Source organism: Mycolicibacterium arseniciresistens, from assembly GCF_030519285.1.
Classification (GTDB): domain Bacteria; phylum Actinomycetota; class Actinomycetes; order Mycobacteriales; family Mycobacteriaceae; genus Mycobacterium; species Mycobacterium arseniciresistens.
Map to the genome: position 1 here is coordinate 44925 of NZ_JAUMSQ010000027.1, position 18142 is coordinate 63066.

Genomic DNA, 18142 nt, shown 5'->3' on the forward strand with positions numbered 1-18142 from the left:
GTGGCCGACATGCCGGCCGCCCTCGCCGTGACGCCCGCCCAGGGTAGCGCAACGCGCTGGTCAGAAAGAAATCAGCGGGGGAACGCGGTGCCGGTGAGCTGTTCGGAGAGTTCCCACAGGGCCGCTGCGGTGTCGCTGCTGCGGGCCAGCGGGCTGCGGCCCACGGACCGGGTGGGACCCATCATCGAGAACCGCGGCCCGATGAAACTGTCGCCGGGGACGTCCTGCGACACGGCGTAGAGCGTCTGGCGGGCACCGAAGTCGGCGTCGGTGGCCAGCCGGTTGCCGATCGACATCAGCGCGTCACCGAACTTGCGGCCGCTGCGGCCCTGCAGGTTCGTCGAGCTGTACCCGGGGTGGGCGGTCACCGCCCGCACCGGGGATCCCGACCGCTCGAGCCGGCGCTGCAGCTCGGTGGTGAACAGCAGGTTGGCCAGCTTGGACTGACCGTAGGCCGGCCAGGCGGAGTACGGCCGGGCCTTCCAGTTCAGGTCCTTGAGGTTGATGCGGCCGATCCAGTGCATCATCGACGACACCGAGACCACGCGGTCGGTGATCTTGGGCAGCAGCAGATTGGTCAGCGCGAAGTGGCCGAGGTGGTTGGTGCCGATCTGGCTCTCGAAGCCGTCCTTGGTCTGCGCGTACGGCACCGCCATGATGCCCGCGTTGTTCACCAGGATGTCCACCGCGTCGACACCGGCGGCGAACTCCCGCACCGACGCCAGGTCCTGCAGGTCGAGCTTGCGGACGGTGACGTCGCCGGTCATGCCGGCAGCCGCCTCGTCGCCCTTGGCGGTGTTGCGAACGGCGAGCACCACCGACGCGCCTGCGCGCGCGAGTTCGCGGGCGGTGATCAGTCCCAGACCGCTGTTGGCGCCGGTCACGATGACCGTGCGGCCGGTGTAGGAGGGCAAATCGGCGGCGGTCCAACCAGTCATGGCACCACCCTATCGACGTCGCCTCGCCGTGGCGTCCTCACTTGGGCGGTGGCTTGGGGGCGACGGTGAACCCGGCGATGATGGTCTCGATGTCCTTGCCGTTCGCCTGGGCTTCGTCGGCGAAGCTGGTGACGGTGAGCTGAACCAGGTAGCGCTGATTGGCCGGCGGCGATCCGGTGGCGATCACGACGCGGTTGTAGCTCTGCATCCGCTGGCCGTTGAGGTCGTAGCTGCCCTCGATCATCGACGACGGGAATCCGCGCCAATCCTTGTCGGAGGCGTTGAGCCGCTTGAAGTTCTCCGACAGCTCCGCATCACCCGTGCCGTGCTTGACCGCCTCGGCGGCGTCGAACTCGCCTGTGAGTTCGAGCACCACCAGCATCGCGATCGGGTAGGTGTCGCCCTTGACGATGGTGCGGGTGCCGGGCTCGAAGTTGGGATTGGTGTAGGGCTTCCAGCCCGGCGGCGTCGGCACGGTGACCGTGAGGTCCGGCAGGCGGTCGGGGGCCACCGGTTTGCCGTCGACACCGATGCTCTCCAGGTACTGCGACAGCGGCACCGGCGCTTCGGTGCTCGTCGGGGCCGCCGATGTGGTGCTGCTCGTCGTCGACCAGACCGCTTCGTAGTCAGGCGTTTCCGCGCCGCATCCGACGGCGGCGGCAACCGTGATCAGCGCGAGCGTTGCCGCCACGCAGCGGCGGGCGGTCACAGAATCTCGCGCACCGTGTCGATCGGCCGGGCCAGCCGGGTGCCCTTCGCGGTGACGACGAAGGGCCGCTCGATCAGGATCGGGTGCTCGGCGAGGGCGTCCAGCAGTTCGTCGTCGCTCGCGTCGGCCAGATTCAGCTCGCCATAGAGGGATTCGCGCTTACGCACCGCGGCGCGCACCTCGATACCCGCGTCGCGGATCATTGCGGACAGCTCGTCACGCGACGGCGGCGTCTTAAGGTACTGCACCACGGTCGGCTCGATGCCGTTGTCCCGCAACAGTTCCAGCGTCTTACGCGACGTACTGCACCGGGGGTTGTGGTAGACGGTGGCGGTCTGCGCCATCTACGCCGACCCGTCGAACAGGCTGGTCACCGAACCGTTGTCGAACACGGCGCGGATGGTGTTGGCCAGCAGCGGCGCGATCGACAGCACGGTGAGCTGCGGGAACTGCTTCTCCTCGCCGATCGGCAGGGTGTTGGTGACGATGACCTCGCGGGCCCCGGAGTCGGCCAGCCGCTCGCGCGCCGGGTCGGACAGCACGCCGTGCGTCGCCGCAATGATCACGTCGCCCGCACCGTCCTGCTTGAGCAGCTTGACCGCACCCGCGATGGTGCCGCCGGTGTCGATCATGTCGTCGGTCAGTACGCAGGTCTTGCCGCGCACGTCGCCGACGACGCGGTTGGACACCACCTGGTTGGGCACCAGCGGATCCCGGGTCTTGTGAATGAAGGCAAGGGGAACGCCACCTAGTGCGTCGGCCCACTTCTCCGCCACGCGGACACGGCCGGAGTCGGGGGAGACCACCACCATGTCGTGATCGGCGTAGTTGTCGGCGATGTACCCGGTCAGCAGCTTCTGCGCGCGCATGTGGTCGACCGGCCCGTCGAAGAAGCCCTGGATCTGGTCGGTGTGCAGGTCCACGGTCAGGATCCGGTTCGCGCCTGCGGTCTTGAGCAGATCGGCAACCAACCGGGCCGAGATCGGTTCGCGTCCGCGGTGCTTCTTGTCCTGCCGGGCGTACGGGTAGAACGGCAGGATCGCGGTGATCCGCTTGGCGCTGCCCCGCTTGAGCGCGTCGATCATCAGCAGCTGTTCCATCAGCCACGTGTTGAGCGGCGCCGGGTGGGACTGCAGGACGAACGCGTCGCAGCCGCGAACGGACTCGTCGAAGCGGACGAAGATCTCACCGTTGGCGAAGTCCCGGGCGGTCTGCGCGGTGACCGGGGTGTCGAGCTCCTTGGCCACCTGCTCGGCGAGTTCGGGGTGCGCGCGGCCCGAGAAGAGCATCAGGTTCTTGCGGTTGTCGGTCCACTCGGTGCCCACTGTGCGCCTCTGCCGGTCGGGGGTCGATGTCGGCCCAATCGTACGTAGCGGTCCTGCAGGTGCGCTGCCGGGTTGCCGGATCGCCAACAGATTGGGTCCAGATCACGACCGTTGGTCGTCGTCCCGGTGCTCGTGAGTCTCCGCGGCGGCCTCCGCGGCCGCTGCTGCCGCCGCGGCTTCGGCGGCGGCCGAGCCCGGCCGTTTGCGGATCACCCAGCCCTCGATGTTGCGCTGCGGCCCTGCCGACACCGCGAGCGCACCCGGCGGCACGTCCTCGCGGATCACGGTGCCCGCCCCGGTGTAGGCGCCGTCGCCGATGGTGACGGGCGCGACGAACATGGTGTCCGAGCCGGTCCGCACGTGCGAGCCGATGGTGGTTCGGCTCTTGTTCTCGCCGTCGTAGTTGACGAAAACGCTGGACGCGCCGATATTCGTGTTCTCGCCGATGTCGGCGTCCCCGACGTAGGTCAGGTGCGGCACCTTGGTGCCCGCGCCGAGGGTGGCGTTCTTGGTCTCGACGAACGCGCCGAGCTTGCCCGCGGCGCCGAGCACGGTGCCCGGCCGCAGATAGCTGAAGGGGCCGACGGTCGCGCCCGACCCGATGGCCGACTGCGAACCGTGGGTGCGCACCACCGACGCCGCGTCGCCGACGGTGACGTCGGCCAGTGTGGTGTCCGGGCCGATCTGGCAGCGGCCGCCCACGCTGGTGACGCCGAGCAGCTGGGTGCCCGGTTGGATCACGGTGTCCCGGCCGATGGTCACGTCGACGTCGATCCACGTGGTCGCGGGGTCGACGACGGTGACGCCGGCCCGCTGGTGGCCGGCCACGATGCGGCGGTTCAGCTCGGCGCCGAGCGCTGCCAGCTGCACGCGGTCGTTGATGCCTGCGACCAGTGCGCTGTCGTCGACGTGGCGGGCCCGCACCACCAGGCCGTCCTGCCGCAGGATCGAGACGACGTCGGTGAGGTAGAGCTCGTGCTGGGCGTTGTCGGAACCCAGCCGGCGCAGCGCCGAGCGCAGGGCGCCGATGTCGAATGCGTACACACCGGCGTTGACCTCGCGGATCGCCAGCTGGGACGGGCTGGCGTCGGCCTGCTCGACGATGCGGGTGACCTCGTGGTCCTGGGTGCGCAAGACCCGGCCGTAGCCGGTGGGGTCGGGCAGCGTGGTGGTCAGCACGGTGGCCGCCGCGGCCTCAGAAGTGTGGGCGGCCAACAGGTCGGCGAGCGTCTCGGCGTCCAGCAGCGGCACGTCTCCCGAGGTGATGACGACGACGCCGGCGAACTCGTCGGGCAGTGCCGACAGCCCACACTCGGCGGCGTGACCGGTGCCGAGCTGCTGGTCCTGCACCGCGATGTCGACGGGACGGCCGACGTCCTGGGCGAGTGCGGCGACCGCCGGCGCGATGCGGTCGCGGTCATGGCCGAGCACGACGACGAGGTGCTGCGGCGCGACCTTGGCGATGGTGTGCAGGACGTGGGAGAGCATGCTGCGCCCGCCGAGCGTGTGCAGCACCTTGGGGGTGTCGGACCGCATCCGGGTGCCCGCGCCCGCTGCCAGCACCAGCACCGCGGCTTCGCCGTGCACCGTCATCGCCGTCCCCTCTTCTCGCAAAAGCCGACGTCTGTCCGTCCACACGCCGCTCAACGCGCCGTTCTGCGCCCGTCCGCCGCTGAGAATTGCTCCGTCGCCAGGACTCGAACCTGAACTATCTGAACCAAAATCAGAGGTGCTGCCGATTACACCACGACGGAAAGATCACCTGGAGACTCTAGTCGAAGCAGGCCAGGAGCTACCCTGAGCACGTGGCAGCACCCGACAAGGAAGTGCGTGCACCCCGCGCCCGGATGACCGGCAGTGAGCGGCGCCAGCAACTCATCGAGATCGCGAAGTCGCTGTTCGCTGCGCGTGGTTACGAGGGCACCTCGATCGAGGAGATCGCGCAGCGGGCGAACGTCTCCAAGCCGGTGGTCTACGAGCACTTCGGCGGCAAGGAAGGCCTGTACGCGGTCGTCGTCGACCGCGAGATGTCGGCGCTGCTGGACGGCATCACCTCCTCGCTGACCAACAACCGGTCGCGGGTCCGCGTCGAACGGGTGGCGCTGGCGCTGCTGACCTACGTCGAGGAACGCACCGACGGGTTCCGCATCCTGATCCGGGATTCGCCGGCGGCCATCACGTCGGGCACCTACTCGACGCTGCTCAACGACGCGGTCAACCAGGTGAGCTCGATCCTGGCCGGTGACTTCTCCCGCCGCGGCCTCGACCCGGAGCTGGCGCCGCTCTACGCGCAGGCACTCGTCGGCTCGGTGTCGATGACCGCCCAGTGGTGGCTCGATACGCGGGAACCGAAGAAGGAAGTGGTGGCCGCACACCTGGTGAACCTGATGTGGAACGGCCTGACCCACCTCGAGGCCGACCCCAGGCTGCAGGACGACGAGGGCTAGCGCCGTCGGCGAGTTGACACCCGTCAACAGGCGACGGGCGCAGGGGGAACGCGCCCGAGAGGCGTTGCCTAGGATGGACGCATCATGACCTCATCGGGGCCCACCCATGTCGAAACCCCGATCGCGGGGCTCATCTCGCTGGCGTTGCGCGATCCGGCGCTCGCCGACCTCACCCGTCGTGCCGCCGAACGGCCCGAGCGGCTCGCCGTGGTCGGACCGGCCAGTGCCCGGGTGCTGGTGGCGGCGGCGCTGGCACAGGCAGGACCGCTGCTGGTGGTCTCGGCGACGGGCCGCGAAGCCGACGACCTGACCGCTGAACTGCGCGGCTACCTCGGTGACGCCGCGGCGCTGTTCCCGTCGTGGGAGACGCTGCCCCACGAACGGCTGTCGCCGGGGGTGGACACCGTCGGCGCGCGGATGATGCTGCTGCGCAGGCTGACCCACCCGGACGACGCCCGGCTCGGCCCGCCGCTGCGCATCGTGGTGACGACGACGCGCTCCCTGGTGCAGCCGATGGCGCCGGGGCTCGCAGAGGTGGAGCCGGTGACGTTGACCGTCGGCGCCGAGCTCGACTTCGAGGCACTGGTGGCCCGGCTGGTCGACCTGGCCTACAGCCGGGTGGACATGGTCGCCCGGCGCGGCGAGTTCGCCGTGCGCGGCGGCATCCTCGACCTCTTCCCGCCCACCGCCGAACATCCGGTGCGTGTCGAGTTCTGGGGCGACGAGGTCTCGGAGATGCGGGTGTTCGCGGTCGCCGACCAGCGGTCCATCCCCGACATCGACGTCGACGCGGTGATCGCCGTGCCGTGCCGCGAACTGCTGATGACCGCGGACGTCCGCGAACGGGCGGCCAAGCTGGCCGCGGACCACCCCCGCCTGGAGAACTCGGTTCCCGGCAGCGTGCCGGACATGTTGGCCAAACTGGCCGAGGGCATCCCGGTCGACGGCATGGAGGCACTGCTGCCGGTGCTGCGCCCGGGCGAACTGTCGACGCTGGCCGACCACCTGCCCGCGGGCACGCCGGTGCTGGTGTGCGACCCCGAGAAGGTGCGCACCCGCGCTGCGGACCTGATCAAGACCGGCCGGGAGTTCCTGGAGGCGTCGTGGTCCACGGCGGCGGTCAGCGGCGACGCGCCGATCGACCTGGAGGAGCTCGGTGCGTCGGGTTTCCTGAAACTCGAGGACGTCGCTGCAGGCGCCCGAGCGGGCGGTCATCCCTGGTGGACGTTGAGCCAGCTGTCCGACGAGTCGGCGGTCGCGCTGGACATCCGGTCGGCGCCGTCGGCGCGCCAGCACGCCTCGGTCGCGGAGATCTTCGCGATGCTGCGCGCCCACGTCACCACCGGTGGTCACGCCGCCATCGTCACCCCCGGCACCGGCACCGCGCACCGGGTCTGCGAACAGCTCGCCGACGCCGAGACGCCCGCGGCGATGCTCGAGCCCGGCGCCGAGCCGAAGGCCGGCGTGGTCGGGGTGCTGCGGGGTCCACTGCACGACGGTGTGATCCTGCCGGGATCGCAGCTCGTCATCATCACCGAGAGCGACCTGACGGGTAACCGCGTCACCGCTCCCGAGGGCAAGCGGCTCGCCGCCAAGCGCCGCAACGTCGTCGACCCGCTGGCGCTCACCGCCGGCGACCTGGTGGTGCACGACCAGCACGGCATCGGCCGGTTCGTCGAGATGACCGAACGGGTGGTGGGCGGCGCACGTCGCGAGTACCTGGTGCTCGAATACGCGTCGAGCAAGCGGGGCGGCGGCTCGGACCGGCTCTACGTGCCGATGGACTCGCTCGACCAGCTGTCGCGTTACGTGGGCGGCGAGGCGCCGTCGCTGTCCAAGCTGGGCGGCAGCGACTGGGCGAACACCAAGACCAAGGCCCGTCGCGCGGTGCGCGAGATCGCCGGTGAACTGGTGTCGCTCTACGCCAAGCGGCAGGCCGCTCCCGGCTACGCGTTCGGCCCGGACACCCCGTGGCAGGCCGAGATGGAAGACGCGTTCGGCTTCACCGAGACGATCGACCAGTTGACCGCGATCACGGAGGTCAAGTCCGACATGCAGAAGCCGGTCCCGATGGACCGGGTGATCTGCGGCGACGTCGGCTACGGCAAAACCGAGATCGCGGTGCGCGCCGCGTTCAAGGCCGTGCAGGACGGCAAGCAGGTCGCCGTGCTGGTGCCGACGACGCTGCTCGCCGACCAGCACATGCAGACCTTCGCCGCACGGATGGCCGGGTTCCCCGTCGCGGTGAAGGGTCTGTCCCGGTTCACCTCGCCCGCGGAATCCAAAGCGGTGCTCGAGGGGATGAAGGGCGGGTCGGTCGACATCGTGATCGGCACCCACCGGTTGCTGCAGACCGGCGTGACGTGGAAGGACCTCGGCCTGGTCATCGTCGACGAGGAGCAGCGCTTCGGCGTCGAGCACAAGGAGCACATCAAGTCGATGCGCACCCACGTCGACGTGCTGACGATGAGTGCCACCCCGATCCCGCGCACGCTGGAGATGAGCCTGGCGGGCATCCGCGAGATGTCGACGATCCTGACCCCGCCCGAGGAGCGCTACCCGGTGCTGACCTATGTCGGCCCGCACGACGACAAGCAGGTGGCCGCGGCGCTGCGGCGCGAACTGCTGCGCGACGGTCAGGTGTTCTACATCCACAACCGGGTGCGGTCGATCGACCAGGCCGCCGCGCGGGTGCAGGCGCTGGTGCCCGAGGCGCGGGTGGTGGTCGCGCACGGTCAGATGCCCGAGGATTTGCTCGAGCGGACGGTCGAGGGTTTCTGGAATCGCGAGTACGACATCCTGGTGTGCACCACGATCGTGGAGACCGGGCTGGACATCTCCAACGCCAACACCCTGATCGTCGAGCGGGCCGACACGTTCGGCCTGTCGCAGCTGCACCAGTTGCGGGGCCGGGTGGGTCGCAGCCGCGAACGGGGATACGCCTACTTCCTGTATCCGCCCGAGATGCCGCTGACCGAGACGGCCTACGACCGGTTGGCCACCATCGCCCAGAACAACGAACTCGGCGCGGGCATGGCGGTGGCGATGAAGGACCTCGAGATCCGCGGCGCGGGCAACGTGCTCGGCGCCGAGCAGTCCGGGCACGTTGCGGGGGTCGGTTTCGACCTCTACGTCCGGCTCGTCGGCGAGGCGGTCGAGGCCTACCGGGCGGCCGCCGACGGCAAAACCGTTGCGACAGCGGAGGAACCGAAGGACGTGCGGATCGACCTGGCGGTCGACGCGCACCTGCCGCCGGACTACATCGCCAGTGACCGGCTGCGGCTGGAGGGCTACCGGAGGCTCGCCGCGGCGCACGACGACGCCGGGGTGGACGCGGTGATCGACGAGCTCGTCGACCGGTACGGACCGCTGCCGGAACCGGCGCTGCGACTGGTCGCGATGGCGCGGCTGCGGTTGCTCTGCCGGAAGTACGGCGTCACCGAGGTCAGCGGCGTGTCAGGGGCGACGGTGAAGGTGTCGCCGCTGGAATTGCCCGATTCGGCGCAGCTGCGGCTCAAGCGCTTGTATCCGTCGGCGTCCTACCGGGCGACCACTGCGACGGTTCAGGTCCCGATACCGCGGGCCGGTAGCGGCGTCGGCTCGCCGCGGATCCGCGACCTGGAACTGGTGGCGATGGTGGCGGGCTTGATATTGACGCTTAGCGGGAATGCTGTGACGGATGTTGATATAACCAAATTCGGAGGTGGCCCGGCCATGACTGACAGACGGCAGACGCCATGACAGTCGTGCTGGTCGATCCGCGTCGCCCCTCCCTGGTCCCGGTCGCAGCCATCGAGATGTTGGCCGGTGACGTGCAGTACACCGAGGAGATGCCGATCGCGGTGCCGTGGTCGCTGCCCGCGGCCCGGCCGGCCTACGACGGCGAGGACGCCGCGGTGCTGCTGTCGTCGGATCCCGAGCATCCGGCGGTCAGGGCGCGCCTTGCCGCGGGTGACCGGTTGATCGCCGCGCCGGAACCGCAGGCGGGCGAACGACTGGTCGACGCCGTCGCCATGATGGACAAGCTGCGCACGGCGGGGCCGTGGGAGAGCGAACAGACCCACGACTCGCTGCGGCGCTATCTGCTCGAGGAGACCTACGAGCTGTTCGACGCGGTGCACAGCGGCAATGCCGACGAGCTCCGCGAGGAACTCGGAGATGTGTTGCTGCAGGTGCTCTTTCACGCCCGGATCGCCGAGGACGCCCCTGAGCACCCGTTCACGATCGACGACGTCGCCGACTCGCTGGTGCGCAAGCTCGGCAACCGGGTGCCCGCGGTGCTGGCCGGCGAGTCGATCTCGCTGGACGAGCAGCTCGCGCAGTGGGAGGAGCGTAAGGCCCAGGAGCAGTCGGTCAGGTCGCGCAGGTCGTCGATGGACGACGTGCCGACCGGTCAGCCCGCGCTGGCGCTGACGCAGAAGGTGATCGCCCGGGTCGCGCAGGCGGGACTGCCGGCGGATCTGATCCCCGCCTCGCTGACCGCCGTCACGATCTCGGCCGATGTCGACGCCGAGAACCACTTGCGCACAGCGACTCTGAAATTCATGGAGACCGTGCGGCGGGTGGAGAGGGACATCGCGGCCGACCGCCGCGGCGAGGACGTGCCGGAGGAACTCGACATCGCGGCGCTCGGCGCGGTGAGCGAGGACGAGTGGCGGGCGTATTGGCCGTCGGATACCGAGCCGGACGTGGATGCCATCGCCGATGACGACGACGTCCTCGACGACGTTGCGGATGACGAAGTCACGGAAGACGTTGCGGACGAGGATGTCACGGATGACGACGTCACGGATGACGACGTAGAGCTGGAGGTCGAGATGGACACCGAACCCGCGCCGGACCGGATCCCCGAACCGTCACCGGTCGAGGTGCCCGAACCCGGTCCCGTCGAGGTGCCCGAGCCGTCGCCGGTCGACGTGCCCGAACCCGCGCCGGCCGATCCGCCTGCCGCCGGCGAGGTGAGCACCGCCGAGCGCTGACCTCAGTTGTAGGCGATCGGCAGGGTGACGGGTCCGCTCAGGCCGGTCAGCGGTTTCCACGGCGCCGGACCGGTGCGGTGCGCGCCGGGCATGCGCTGCGTCATGACGGTCAGCGCTTCGGCGATCTCCAGCCGGGCCAGGTGAGCGCCGAGGCAGTAGTGGGTCCCCGCTCCGAAGGTCTGGATGGCCGGAACGCCGTTGCGGGTGATGTCCAGCCGGTCAGGGTCGTCGTAGACCGCCGGATCACGGTTGGCGGCCGCGGTATTGGCGAGCACCAGCGTCCCGGCGGGGATGTGCACCCCGGCGATGTCGACGTCTTCGGTCGCGGTGCGTAGCGCCCCGAACACGATGGGCGAGTGCCGCATCGTCTCCTCGACCGCCTTGGCGGCGAGTTCAGGTCGACGGCCCAGCAGCGCCCACTGGTCGGGGTGCTCGCACAGCACGTGGACCGAACCGGCCACCTGGTTGCGGGTGGTGTCCGTACCCGCCGTGAGCAGACCCACCACCAGCATGCGCAGCTCGTCGGGGGTCAGGTGGTCGCCGTCCTCCTCCGCGCGGATCAGTTCGGAGACCAGGTCGTCGGTCAGGCAGTGCCTGCGCGCGGCGACCATCTCGTCGACGTAATCGTCGAGTTCGCTCCAGGCGGCCAGGATCACCGATTCGTGTGCGGCGACGTTCCAGTCGAACACCTTGAAGATGTCGTCGGTCAAGCGGGAGAACAGCTCCCAGTCGTCCGGCGGCGCGCCGAGCAGCGCGCAGATGATCGGGATCGGGTACTTCTTGGCGATGTCGGCGACCACGTCGCAGTGGCCCGCGGCGGTGTGTTCGTCGACGATCCCGGTCATCACCTCAGTGATCGTGGTGTGCAACCGTGCGGTCGCGCGAGGCGTGAACGCCTTCGACACCAGCCGCCGGAGCCGGTGGTGTGCGGCGCCGTCGATGCTGATGATGAGTGCGCTGACGCGATCCCACAGCGGTCCGGACGTGATTCCCTGGGCGGCGAGGAACATGCCCTGTGGCACGCGGAGACGGTGGTCTCGCAGGGCTGCGCGGACCACATCGTAGGTCAGCAGCTCGGGCCCGTGTGGCCCGATCGCGATCGGTGCGCGCTCGCGGGCGCGGCACAGGATGGCGTGCGCCTCGTCGGGATTCTGTGCATCGTCGTAGTCGATCGTCGGCAATCCGGCGTCGAACACATTGGGGCATGGCGCGGTGACGGTCATGGCGCCTCCTCGGGAATCGGGCGGAATCCGTCACTAAGAAGTGTTCGCGCGGAGCCCGTCGCCGACATGCGTAGTCGACTACGCCACTCCCGCCGAACGTGCGCTCAGTGCGAAATTCGGCGCCGATTTTCGCACTGAGCTCACGTTCGGTGCGTGAAGTCCGGCGCTCGCGGCTCAGGCGAAGAGGGTCGAGCCCCAGTAGGCCGACTCGTCGCCTTCGCGCAGCCCGGGCGGGCAGGCGAAGATCGCCGTCCCGGTGTGGGTGATGTACTCGTTCATCGCATCCTTGCGCGACATCTCGGCCTGCATCGGGATGAACTGGGTGATGGGATCGCGGACGAACGCGATGAAGAACAGCCCGGCGTCGAGGTGGCCGAAGCCGTCGGTGCCGTCGGTGAAGTTGTAACCGCGGCGCATGATCTCGATGCCGCCCAGGTTCTCCGGTGACACCAGGCGCACGTGTGCGTCGACGTCGATCAGTGGGGCTTCCTTGTCGTCGCGCAGGTCGAGATTGAGTTCCTCGAACTCGTCGGTGAGCCCGTTGGGGGCGCCGCTGCCCTTCTGCCTGCCGATCACCCGTTCCTGCTCGAGCAGCGTGGTGCGGTCCCAGTTCTCGATGCGCATCCGGATCCGGCGGGTAACCAGATACGACCCGCCGGTGAGCCAGTCGGGGCCGTCGCCGTCGGCCACCCACACGAACTGGTTGATCTTGTCGGTCTCCTCGGCCTTGAGGTTGGCCGTCCCGTCCTTGAAGCCGAACAGGTTTCGCGGGGTGGCCTGTTCCTGCGTGGTCGAGCTGGTGCGTCCGAAGCCGAGCTGCGCGTAACGCACCGCCACCGTGCCGAAGCCGACGCGGGCGAGGTTGCGGACGGCGTGGAAGGCGACCTGCGGGTCGTTGGCGCACGCCTGGACGCAGATGTCCCCGTAGCTCTTGTTCGGGTCCATCGTCTCGTTCGCGAACTTCGGCAGCTTCGCGAGCTGCTTCGGCAGCTTGTCGGCGATGCCGAACCGGTCCTTGCCGTCCTTGCGGAAGAACGACGGGCCGAAGCCGATGGTGAGTGTCAGCTGCGATGCGGGCAGGCCGAGCGCCTCACCGGTGTCCGGTGGCGGCGCATAGGGGTTGTGGTCGACCGCACCGCCTGCGACCGTCTCCTCGCCGCGGGCCATCCGCTCGGCCATCTCGGTCCACTGCTTGAGCAGCCCGATGACGTCCTCGCGGCGGTCGGTGGTGACGTCGAAGACGACGAAGTTCATCCGATCCTGCTGGGCGGTGACGATGCCCGCCTGATGCTCACCCCGGAATTCGACGGGACTCTGCAGCCCGGCGGTCGACGTGCTGGCCGCTGAGGCACGGCCGGCCAGCGCACCCGCGCTGGCCGCACCGACGACAGCAGCCGTCACCCCCGCCGCGCCGAACAGCTTGCGCCGGGACAGCCCGGCGTTCTGCTGCCCGGCCTGCGGCTCGGGCGCTGCGGGATTACTTCTGGGCGACGACACCTTGGACCTGGCTGACTTCCTTGCTCAGCGCGTCGATCGCGCGCGACAACTCCTGACGCTGCGGCTCGGTGACCTTGTCGTAGGACACGAACCCGTCACCCTCACGGTACTTCTCCAGCAGCGCCTCGACGTCCTCGAAGCGCTGGTCGACTCGCTTGCCCAGTTCGGCGTCCTTCTCGTCCAGGATCGGCCGCACCGAGGACACCGCGGTCTGCGAACCCTGCAGGTTGGCGTTGATATCCCACAGGTCGGTATGGCTGAAGGCTTCCTCTTCGCCGGTGATCTTGCTGATCGCGATCTCGTCGAGCAGGCCCTGCGCGCCACCGGCGATCTGGGTCGAGTCGATCGCGTAGTCGGGCGCCTTCACGCCGTCGGTGAGCTCCTTGACGTCTGCCATCAGCTGATCACCGACCTTGTCGGTCTCGGGGGTGAGCCCGGTGACCCACAACGCCTTCTCGATGGCGTGAAAGCCGGTCCACCTCTGGCCCTCCTCCAGATCGGCCTCGCGGACGTCAATGCGGGGGTCGAGGTCGTTGGGGAACGACTCGGCGACGGGTTCGATGCGTTCGAAGTAGACGCGCGACGTCGGATACTGCGCCTTGGCCGACGGGACGTCGCGGGCCTTGACCGCGGCGACGAACGCCTCGACGGCGGGCACCAGGGCGTCGGTCTGGCTGTTGACGTACCGCTTGTAGCTGTCGGCGGCCTCTTTGAACTTGCCCTCGGTGTCGACCTGTACGGCCTCACCGGAGACCGTGAAGTCATTGCGGATGCCGTCGCCGACCATCCCCGGGCGGCACGACGTCTGGTAGGTGCCGGGCTCGGTGAGCTGGACGATGAGTTTGCGCTGCAGCCCCGGGGAGATGTTCTCCACCTCGCCCATCACCCGGTCGCCTTCGCCGTAGACGTAGAACTCGGTGACCTTGTTGCCGTTGTTGCTGACGACGAAGGTGCTGGGCCCGGTCGATGCCTCGGTGCCCGACAGCTTGCACTCGTTGTCGGAGGCCTCGACGGTGATGTCGCTCGCGGCTCCGCCCCCGGCGTTGTCGGTGCCCTCGTCCTTGGCCTGGCAGCTGGTCAGCGATACGCCGGCGAGCAGGGCGGCGACGGCGGCCATGCCGGCTTTCGCTGCGGGGTGATTGTTCACGTGGTGGACCTTTCGGACGGGGTGTCGGACGGTAGAGAACTCTTGGGTTCGGCGGGGGTGGCGGCCGGCTTGGTGCGGGTGACCGGCCACAGGAACGCGGTCAGCACCACCACCAGATAGGCCAGCCACAGCAGCAGCTGCAGCCAGGTGGGTGACGGCGTGATGTTGAAGACGCCCTGGATGACCTCGCCGTACCAGGCCGACCAATTGAACGATGCGCTGACGTCGAATGCGCGCGAGCCGAGGCCGGGTGGCCAGCCGACGGTCTGCAGCGCGCCGATGCCGTAGGACAGGATCCCGGCCGCGACGACGATCAGGAACACGCCCGTGTACTTGAAGAACTTGGCGAGGTTGATCCGGACCGCGCCGGCGTACATGCCGTAGGCGATGGCCGCGGCGATCAGCACCCCGATGATCAATCCGAGGAGTGGCCATGCGGTTTCGGCCTCGGCGAAGCCGACCATGAACAACGCGGTCTCGACGCCCTCACGCCCGACGGCCAGGAACGCCAGCGCCGTCACCGCGAATGCGCCCGCCTCCAGCGCCCGCGTCATCTCGGTGCGCAGCTCGCCGGACAGCCCGGCGGCGGCCTTCTTCATCCACAGCACCATGGTGGTGACGATCGCGACCGCCACCAACGACGCGACACCGGCGATCGCCTCGGCGCCGAGGCCGGTGATGGTGTAGGCGGAGAACTGGATGGCGAGGAACACGACGACCGTCATCGCAATTGCTGCGCCCACGCCCAACCACACCCATTTCAGGGCGTCGCGGCGGTCCGACTTGACCAGGAACGCGACCAGGATGGTTACCACGATCCCGGCTTCGAGGCCCTCGCGGAGACCGATAAGACCGCTGCCGAACAGCTGCGATGTCACGTTTGGGGGGGCGGCGTGGATACTGGCCGGGAATCCCGCGAACGCAGTCATCGACGCATCCTCGCTTCAGGAAAATTCGGTAAGCCAGCTATGCCTATCCATAGCAAGGCGTGGCTCACCTTAGCAGGGCGTTCTGGCTATCGGGACGGCCGTGCGAGACGCGATTCGCAGACCGGCGTTGCGAACCACGGCGCAGCGCGTGCCACTATGGGGACAGCAGAGCAGGTTGAGGAGTCCGGTGTCGCCAGTTCGTTGGCTGCAGGCTGTCGCAGTGATCGGCGCGACGGCCCTGCTGATGGCTTCCAGTTGTTCATGGCAGCTCGGTGCGCCTATCCCCGAGGGAATCCCGCCACCGGCGGGGGACCCCGTGCCTGCCATCGACACCTACGCGTCGGGCCGTCCCGCCGACCAGTTGCACGACTGGGCCGCCGAGCGGGCCGATGCGCTCGAGATCCCGGTGACGGCGCTCGAGGCCTACGCCTACGCCGCCCGGGTCGCCGAGGTGGAGAACCCGGACTGCCACCTGTCCTGGACGACGCTGGCCGGTATCGGGATGGTGGAGAGCCACCACGGCGGCTACCGGGGCTCGATGGTGTCCACGGACGGGGCGGTGACACCGCCGATCCGAGGAATGCAGCTCGACGGGTCCAGCGGCAACATGAAGATCGACGACACCGACGGCGGCGAACTCGACGGCGACACCGAGCTGGACCGGGCCATGGGCCCGATGCAGTTCATCCCGGAAACGTGGCGGCTCTACGGCGTGGACGCCAACAACGACGGCCAGGTCAGCCCCGACAACATCGACGATGCCGTGCTCTCGGCGGCCGGCTACCTGTGTTACCGCGGCAAGGACCTGTCCACCCCCCGCGGCTGGATGAACGCACTGCGCGCCTACAACTTCTCCGACCAGTACGCGCGGACGGTGCGCGACTGGGCCACCGCCTACGCCCAAGGCCGCTCGCTGTAGGCGCGTCCTCGTTCCGCCGTCGCGATCTCCAGCCTCTAGGCTGAGTGCGCAACGAGCCAGTCGCCGCACACCAAGGAGACGCCAGTGCCCATCATCGAGCAGGTCGGAGCCCGCGAGATCCTCGACTCCCGCGGCAACCCGACGGTCGAGGTCGAGATCGTGCTGGACGACGGCAGCTTCGCCAGGGCCGCGGTGCCCTCAGGCGCCTCGACCGGTGAACACGAGGCCGTGGAGTTGCGCGACGGGGGCTCCCGCTACGGCGGCAAGGGCGTGCAGAAGGCGGTGGAGGCCGTCCTCGACGAGATCGGCCCGACCGTCATCACCATGAGCGCCGACGACCAGCGGCTGATCGACCAGGCGCTGCTGGACCTCGACGGAACACCGGACAAGTCCCGGCTGGGCGCCAACGCCATCCTCGGGGTCTCGCTGGCGGTGGCGAAGGCCGCCTCGACGGCCGCCGAGCTGCCGCTGTTCCGCTACATCGGCGGTCCGAACGCCCACATCCTTCCGGTACCGATGATGAACATCGTCAACGGCGGCGCGCACGCCGACACGGGTGTCGACGTACAGGAGTTCATGGTGGCCCCGATCGGGGCGGCGTCGTTCAAGGAGTCGCTGCGGTGGGGCGCCGAGGTGTACCACTCGCTGAAGTCGGTGCTCAAGAAGCAGGGCCTGTCCACCGGACTCGGTGACGAGGGCGGATTCGCGCCCGACGTCCCCGGCACCAAGGCGGCGCTCGACCTGATCTCGTCGGCGATCGAGGGGGCCGGCTTCAAGCTCGGCTCCGAGATCGCGCTGGCCCTCGACGTGGCGGCCACCGAGTTCTACACCGCCGGGACGGGTTACGCGTTCGAGAAAGAGACCCGCACCGCCGAGCAGATGGCGCAGTTCTACGGCGAGCTGCTCGACGCCTACCCGCTGGTGTCGATCGAGGACCCGCTGTCGGAGGACGACTGGGACGGCTGGGTGGCGCTGACCACCGAGATCGGCGACCGCGTGCAGATCGTCGGCGACGACCTGTTCGTCACCAATCCCGAGCGGCTCGAAGAGGGCATCGACCGCGGCGCGGCGAACGCACTCCTGGTCAAGGTCAACCAGATCGGCACCCTCACCGAGACCCTCGACGCGGTCGCGCTGGCCCACAACAGCGGCTACCGCACGATGATGAGTCACCGCAGCGGCGAGACCGAGGACACCACCATCGCCGACCTCGCGGTCGCCGTGGGCAGCGGGCAGATCAAGACCGGTGCGCCGGCCCGCAGCGAGCGCGTCGCCAAGTACAACCAGCTGCTGCGCATCGAGGAGATCCTCGGCGACGCAGCGCGCTACGCAGGCGATCTGGCGTTCCCGCGGTTCGGCGTCGGCGAGGGTCAGGCCTGACACAGACGTGCCCGACGCGAAACGGCCCGACCCGAAGCGGCGGTCACCGGCTTCCCGGCCAGGGAAGCCGGCCAAGCCCGGCGAGTCGAAGCGGGACCGTCCGCGCGGTGCGTCGCCGGTGCGCCGCGAGCCCCGGGCCATCGAGGCGAAGCCGTCCGCCCCCGAGACCACGCCGGAGGTCGCCGACGCCATCCGCGAGTCGATCGCGGCATCGGCCGAGCAGCAGTCGGAGCAGCGGTTCGGGTCGGCAGCGCGGCGGGCCGCGATCCTGGCCGCGGTGGTGTGCGTCTTGACGTTGACTATCGCCGGCCCGGTGCGGACCTACTTCGGGCAGCGCACCGAGATGCAGCAGCTGCGGGCGAGCGAAGCGGTGCTGCGTGAGCAGATCGCCGAGCTCGAGCAGCAGAAGGTCAAACTGGCCGACCCGGTGTTCATCGCCGCCCAGGCCCGGGAGCGCCTCGGCTTCGTGCTGCCGGGGGAGATCCCTTACCAGGTGCAGCTGCCGCCGTCCGCGGTGGTGCCGGGTGCGCCCGACGCCCGCGTGGACACCGTACCGCCGGGCACGCCGTGGTACTCGGCGCTGTGGAGCACCATCGCCGATGCGCCGCACGGCCTTCCGCCGAGCGCGACGCCACTTCCGCCGCCCCCG

General features: G+C 69.2%; 15 protein-coding genes and 1 tRNA gene. 6 read left to right on the forward strand and 10 right to left on the reverse strand.

Annotated elements, in window-relative coordinates:
• Window positions 1–71: 71 nt before the first annotated feature.
• The 6 genes from Q2100_RS06620 to Q2100_RS06645 form a co-directional block, all read right to left on the reverse strand.
• Window positions 72–938 carry an oxidoreductase gene (locus Q2100_RS06620; RefSeq protein WP_302913344.1) on the reverse strand — a complete coding sequence of 289 codons (867 nt, stop codon included), beginning with the start codon at window positions 936–938 and terminating at the stop codon, window positions 72–74.
• A 37-nt stretch (window positions 939–975) separates the two neighbouring features.
• Entirely contained in the window at window positions 976–1647 is a 672-nt protein-coding gene (locus Q2100_RS06625; RefSeq protein ID WP_302913345.1) for an LpqN/LpqT family lipoprotein, read from the reverse strand.
• Window positions 1644–1991, reverse strand: a complete 348-nt coding sequence (gene arsC, locus Q2100_RS06630) for an arsenate reductase (glutaredoxin) (RefSeq protein ID WP_302913346.1) — start codon at window positions 1989–1991, stop codon at window positions 1644–1646. Before arsC ends, Q2100_RS06625 begins: the two co-directional genes overlap by 4 nt.
• Window positions 1992–2972: a ribose-phosphate diphosphokinase gene (locus tag Q2100_RS06635; RefSeq protein WP_264012379.1), complete on the reverse strand. Its 981-nt coding sequence runs from the start codon at window positions 2970–2972 to the stop codon at window positions 1992–1994. It lies immediately after the preceding gene.
• Between the two features lie 102 nt (window positions 2973–3074).
• The gene (gene glmU, locus Q2100_RS06640; RefSeq protein WP_302913347.1) at window positions 3075–4565 is read right to left on the reverse strand and encodes a bifunctional UDP-N-acetylglucosamine diphosphorylase/glucosamine-1-phosphate N-acetyltransferase GlmU; all 1491 of its coding nucleotides are present in this window, start codon (window positions 4563–4565) and stop codon (window positions 3075–3077) included.
• An 89-nt stretch (window positions 4566–4654) separates the two neighbouring features.
• Window positions 4655–4726, reverse strand: a tRNA-Gln gene (locus Q2100_RS06645).
• Window positions 4727–4819: 93 nt separating this feature from the next.
• On the opposite strand from Q2100_RS06645, the gene Q2100_RS06650 reads away from it, so the two are divergent.
• From Q2100_RS06650 to Q2100_RS06660, 3 genes are all read left to right on the forward strand, one after another.
• Window positions 4820–5419 carry a TetR/AcrR family transcriptional regulator gene (locus tag Q2100_RS06650; RefSeq protein WP_264012410.1) on the forward strand — a complete coding sequence of 200 codons (600 nt, stop codon included), beginning with the start codon at window positions 4820–4822 and terminating at the stop codon, window positions 5417–5419.
• A gap of 84 nt (window positions 5420–5503) precedes the next feature.
• Window positions 5504–9160 carry a transcription-repair coupling factor gene (mfd, locus tag Q2100_RS06655; protein WP_302913348.1) on the forward strand — a complete coding sequence of 1219 codons (3657 nt, stop codon included), beginning with the start codon at window positions 5504–5506 and terminating at the stop codon, window positions 9158–9160.
• Complete coding sequence (locus Q2100_RS06660; protein ID WP_302913349.1) at window positions 9157–10398, forward strand: nucleoside triphosphate pyrophosphohydrolase; 1242 nt, start codon at window positions 9157–9159, stop codon at window positions 10396–10398. Before mfd ends, Q2100_RS06660 begins: the two co-directional genes overlap by 4 nt.
• Window positions 10399–10400: 2 nt before the next feature.
• On the opposite strand, the gene Q2100_RS06665 is transcribed toward Q2100_RS06660, so the two are convergent.
• The 4 genes from Q2100_RS06665 to efeU form a co-directional block, all read right to left on the reverse strand.
• Window positions 10401–11621, reverse strand: coding sequence for a cytochrome P450 (locus tag Q2100_RS06665; RefSeq protein ID WP_302913350.1), 1221 nt, complete (start codon window positions 11619–11621; stop codon window positions 10401–10403).
• 174 nt (window positions 11622–11795) lie between these two features.
• The gene (efeB, locus tag Q2100_RS06670) at window positions 11796–13118 is read right to left on the reverse strand and encodes an iron uptake transporter deferrochelatase/peroxidase subunit (protein ID WP_302913351.1); all 1323 of its coding nucleotides are present in this window, start codon (window positions 13116–13118) and stop codon (window positions 11796–11798) included.
• Window positions 13099–14235, reverse strand: coding sequence for an iron uptake system protein EfeO (gene efeO, locus Q2100_RS06675; protein ID WP_407667590.1), 1137 nt, complete (start codon window positions 14233–14235; stop codon window positions 13099–13101). Before efeO ends, efeB begins: the two co-directional genes overlap by 20 nt.
• Window positions 14236–14261: 26 nt before the next feature.
• The gene (gene efeU, locus Q2100_RS06680; protein ID WP_302913353.1) at window positions 14262–15194 is read right to left on the reverse strand and encodes an iron uptake transporter permease EfeU; all 933 of its coding nucleotides are present in this window, start codon (window positions 15192–15194) and stop codon (window positions 14262–14264) included.
• A 187-nt stretch (window positions 15195–15381) separates the two neighbouring features.
• Between efeU and Q2100_RS06685 the strand changes: the two genes are divergently transcribed.
• From Q2100_RS06685 to Q2100_RS06695, 3 genes are all read left to right on the forward strand, one after another.
• Complete coding sequence (locus tag Q2100_RS06685) at window positions 15382–16113, forward strand: lytic transglycosylase domain-containing protein (protein ID WP_302913354.1); 732 nt, start codon at window positions 15382–15384, stop codon at window positions 16111–16113.
• Between the two features lie 84 nt (window positions 16114–16197).
• A complete protein-coding gene (eno, locus tag Q2100_RS06690; protein ID WP_302913355.1) occupies window positions 16198–17493 on the forward strand; it encodes a phosphopyruvate hydratase in 1296 nt (431 codons plus the stop codon).
• A 7-nt stretch (window positions 17494–17500) separates the two neighbouring features.
• Window positions 17501–18142: FtsB family cell division protein (locus tag Q2100_RS06695; RefSeq protein ID WP_302913356.1), on the forward strand; the 642-nt coding region annotated here is incomplete at its 3' end.

Bases quoted from the DNA above. Each gene is read 5' to 3' on its own strand.
- Q2100_RS06620 (WP_302913344.1), bottom strand. From the start codon at position 938: ATGACTGGTTGGACCGCCGCCGATTTGCCCTCCTACACCGGCCGCACG.
- arsC (WP_302913346.1), bottom strand. From the start codon at position 1,991: ATGGCGCAGACCGCCACCGTCTACCACAACCCCCGGTGCAGTACGTCG.
- glmU (WP_302913347.1), bottom strand. From the start codon at position 4,565: ATGACGGTGCACGGCGAAGCCGCGGTGCTGGTGCTGGCAGCGGGCGCG.
- Q2100_RS06650 (WP_264012410.1), top strand. From the start codon at position 4,820: ATGACCGGCAGTGAGCGGCGCCAGCAACTCATCGAGATCGCGAAGTCG.
- mfd (WP_302913348.1), top strand. From the start codon at position 5,504: ATGACCTCATCGGGGCCCACCCATGTCGAAACCCCGATCGCGGGGCTC.
- Q2100_RS06660 (WP_302913349.1), top strand. From the start codon at position 9,157: ATGACAGTCGTGCTGGTCGATCCGCGTCGCCCCTCCCTGGTCCCGGTC.
- Q2100_RS06665 (WP_302913350.1), bottom strand. From the start codon at position 11,621: ATGACCGTCACCGCGCCATGCCCCAATGTGTTCGACGCCGGATTGCCG.
- efeO (WP_407667590.1), bottom strand. From the start codon at position 14,235: ATGGCCGCCGTCGCCGCCCTGCTCGCCGGCGTATCGCTGACCAGCTGC.
- efeU (WP_302913353.1), bottom strand. From the start codon at position 15,194: ATGACTGCGTTCGCGGGATTCCCGGCCAGTATCCACGCCGCCCCCCCA.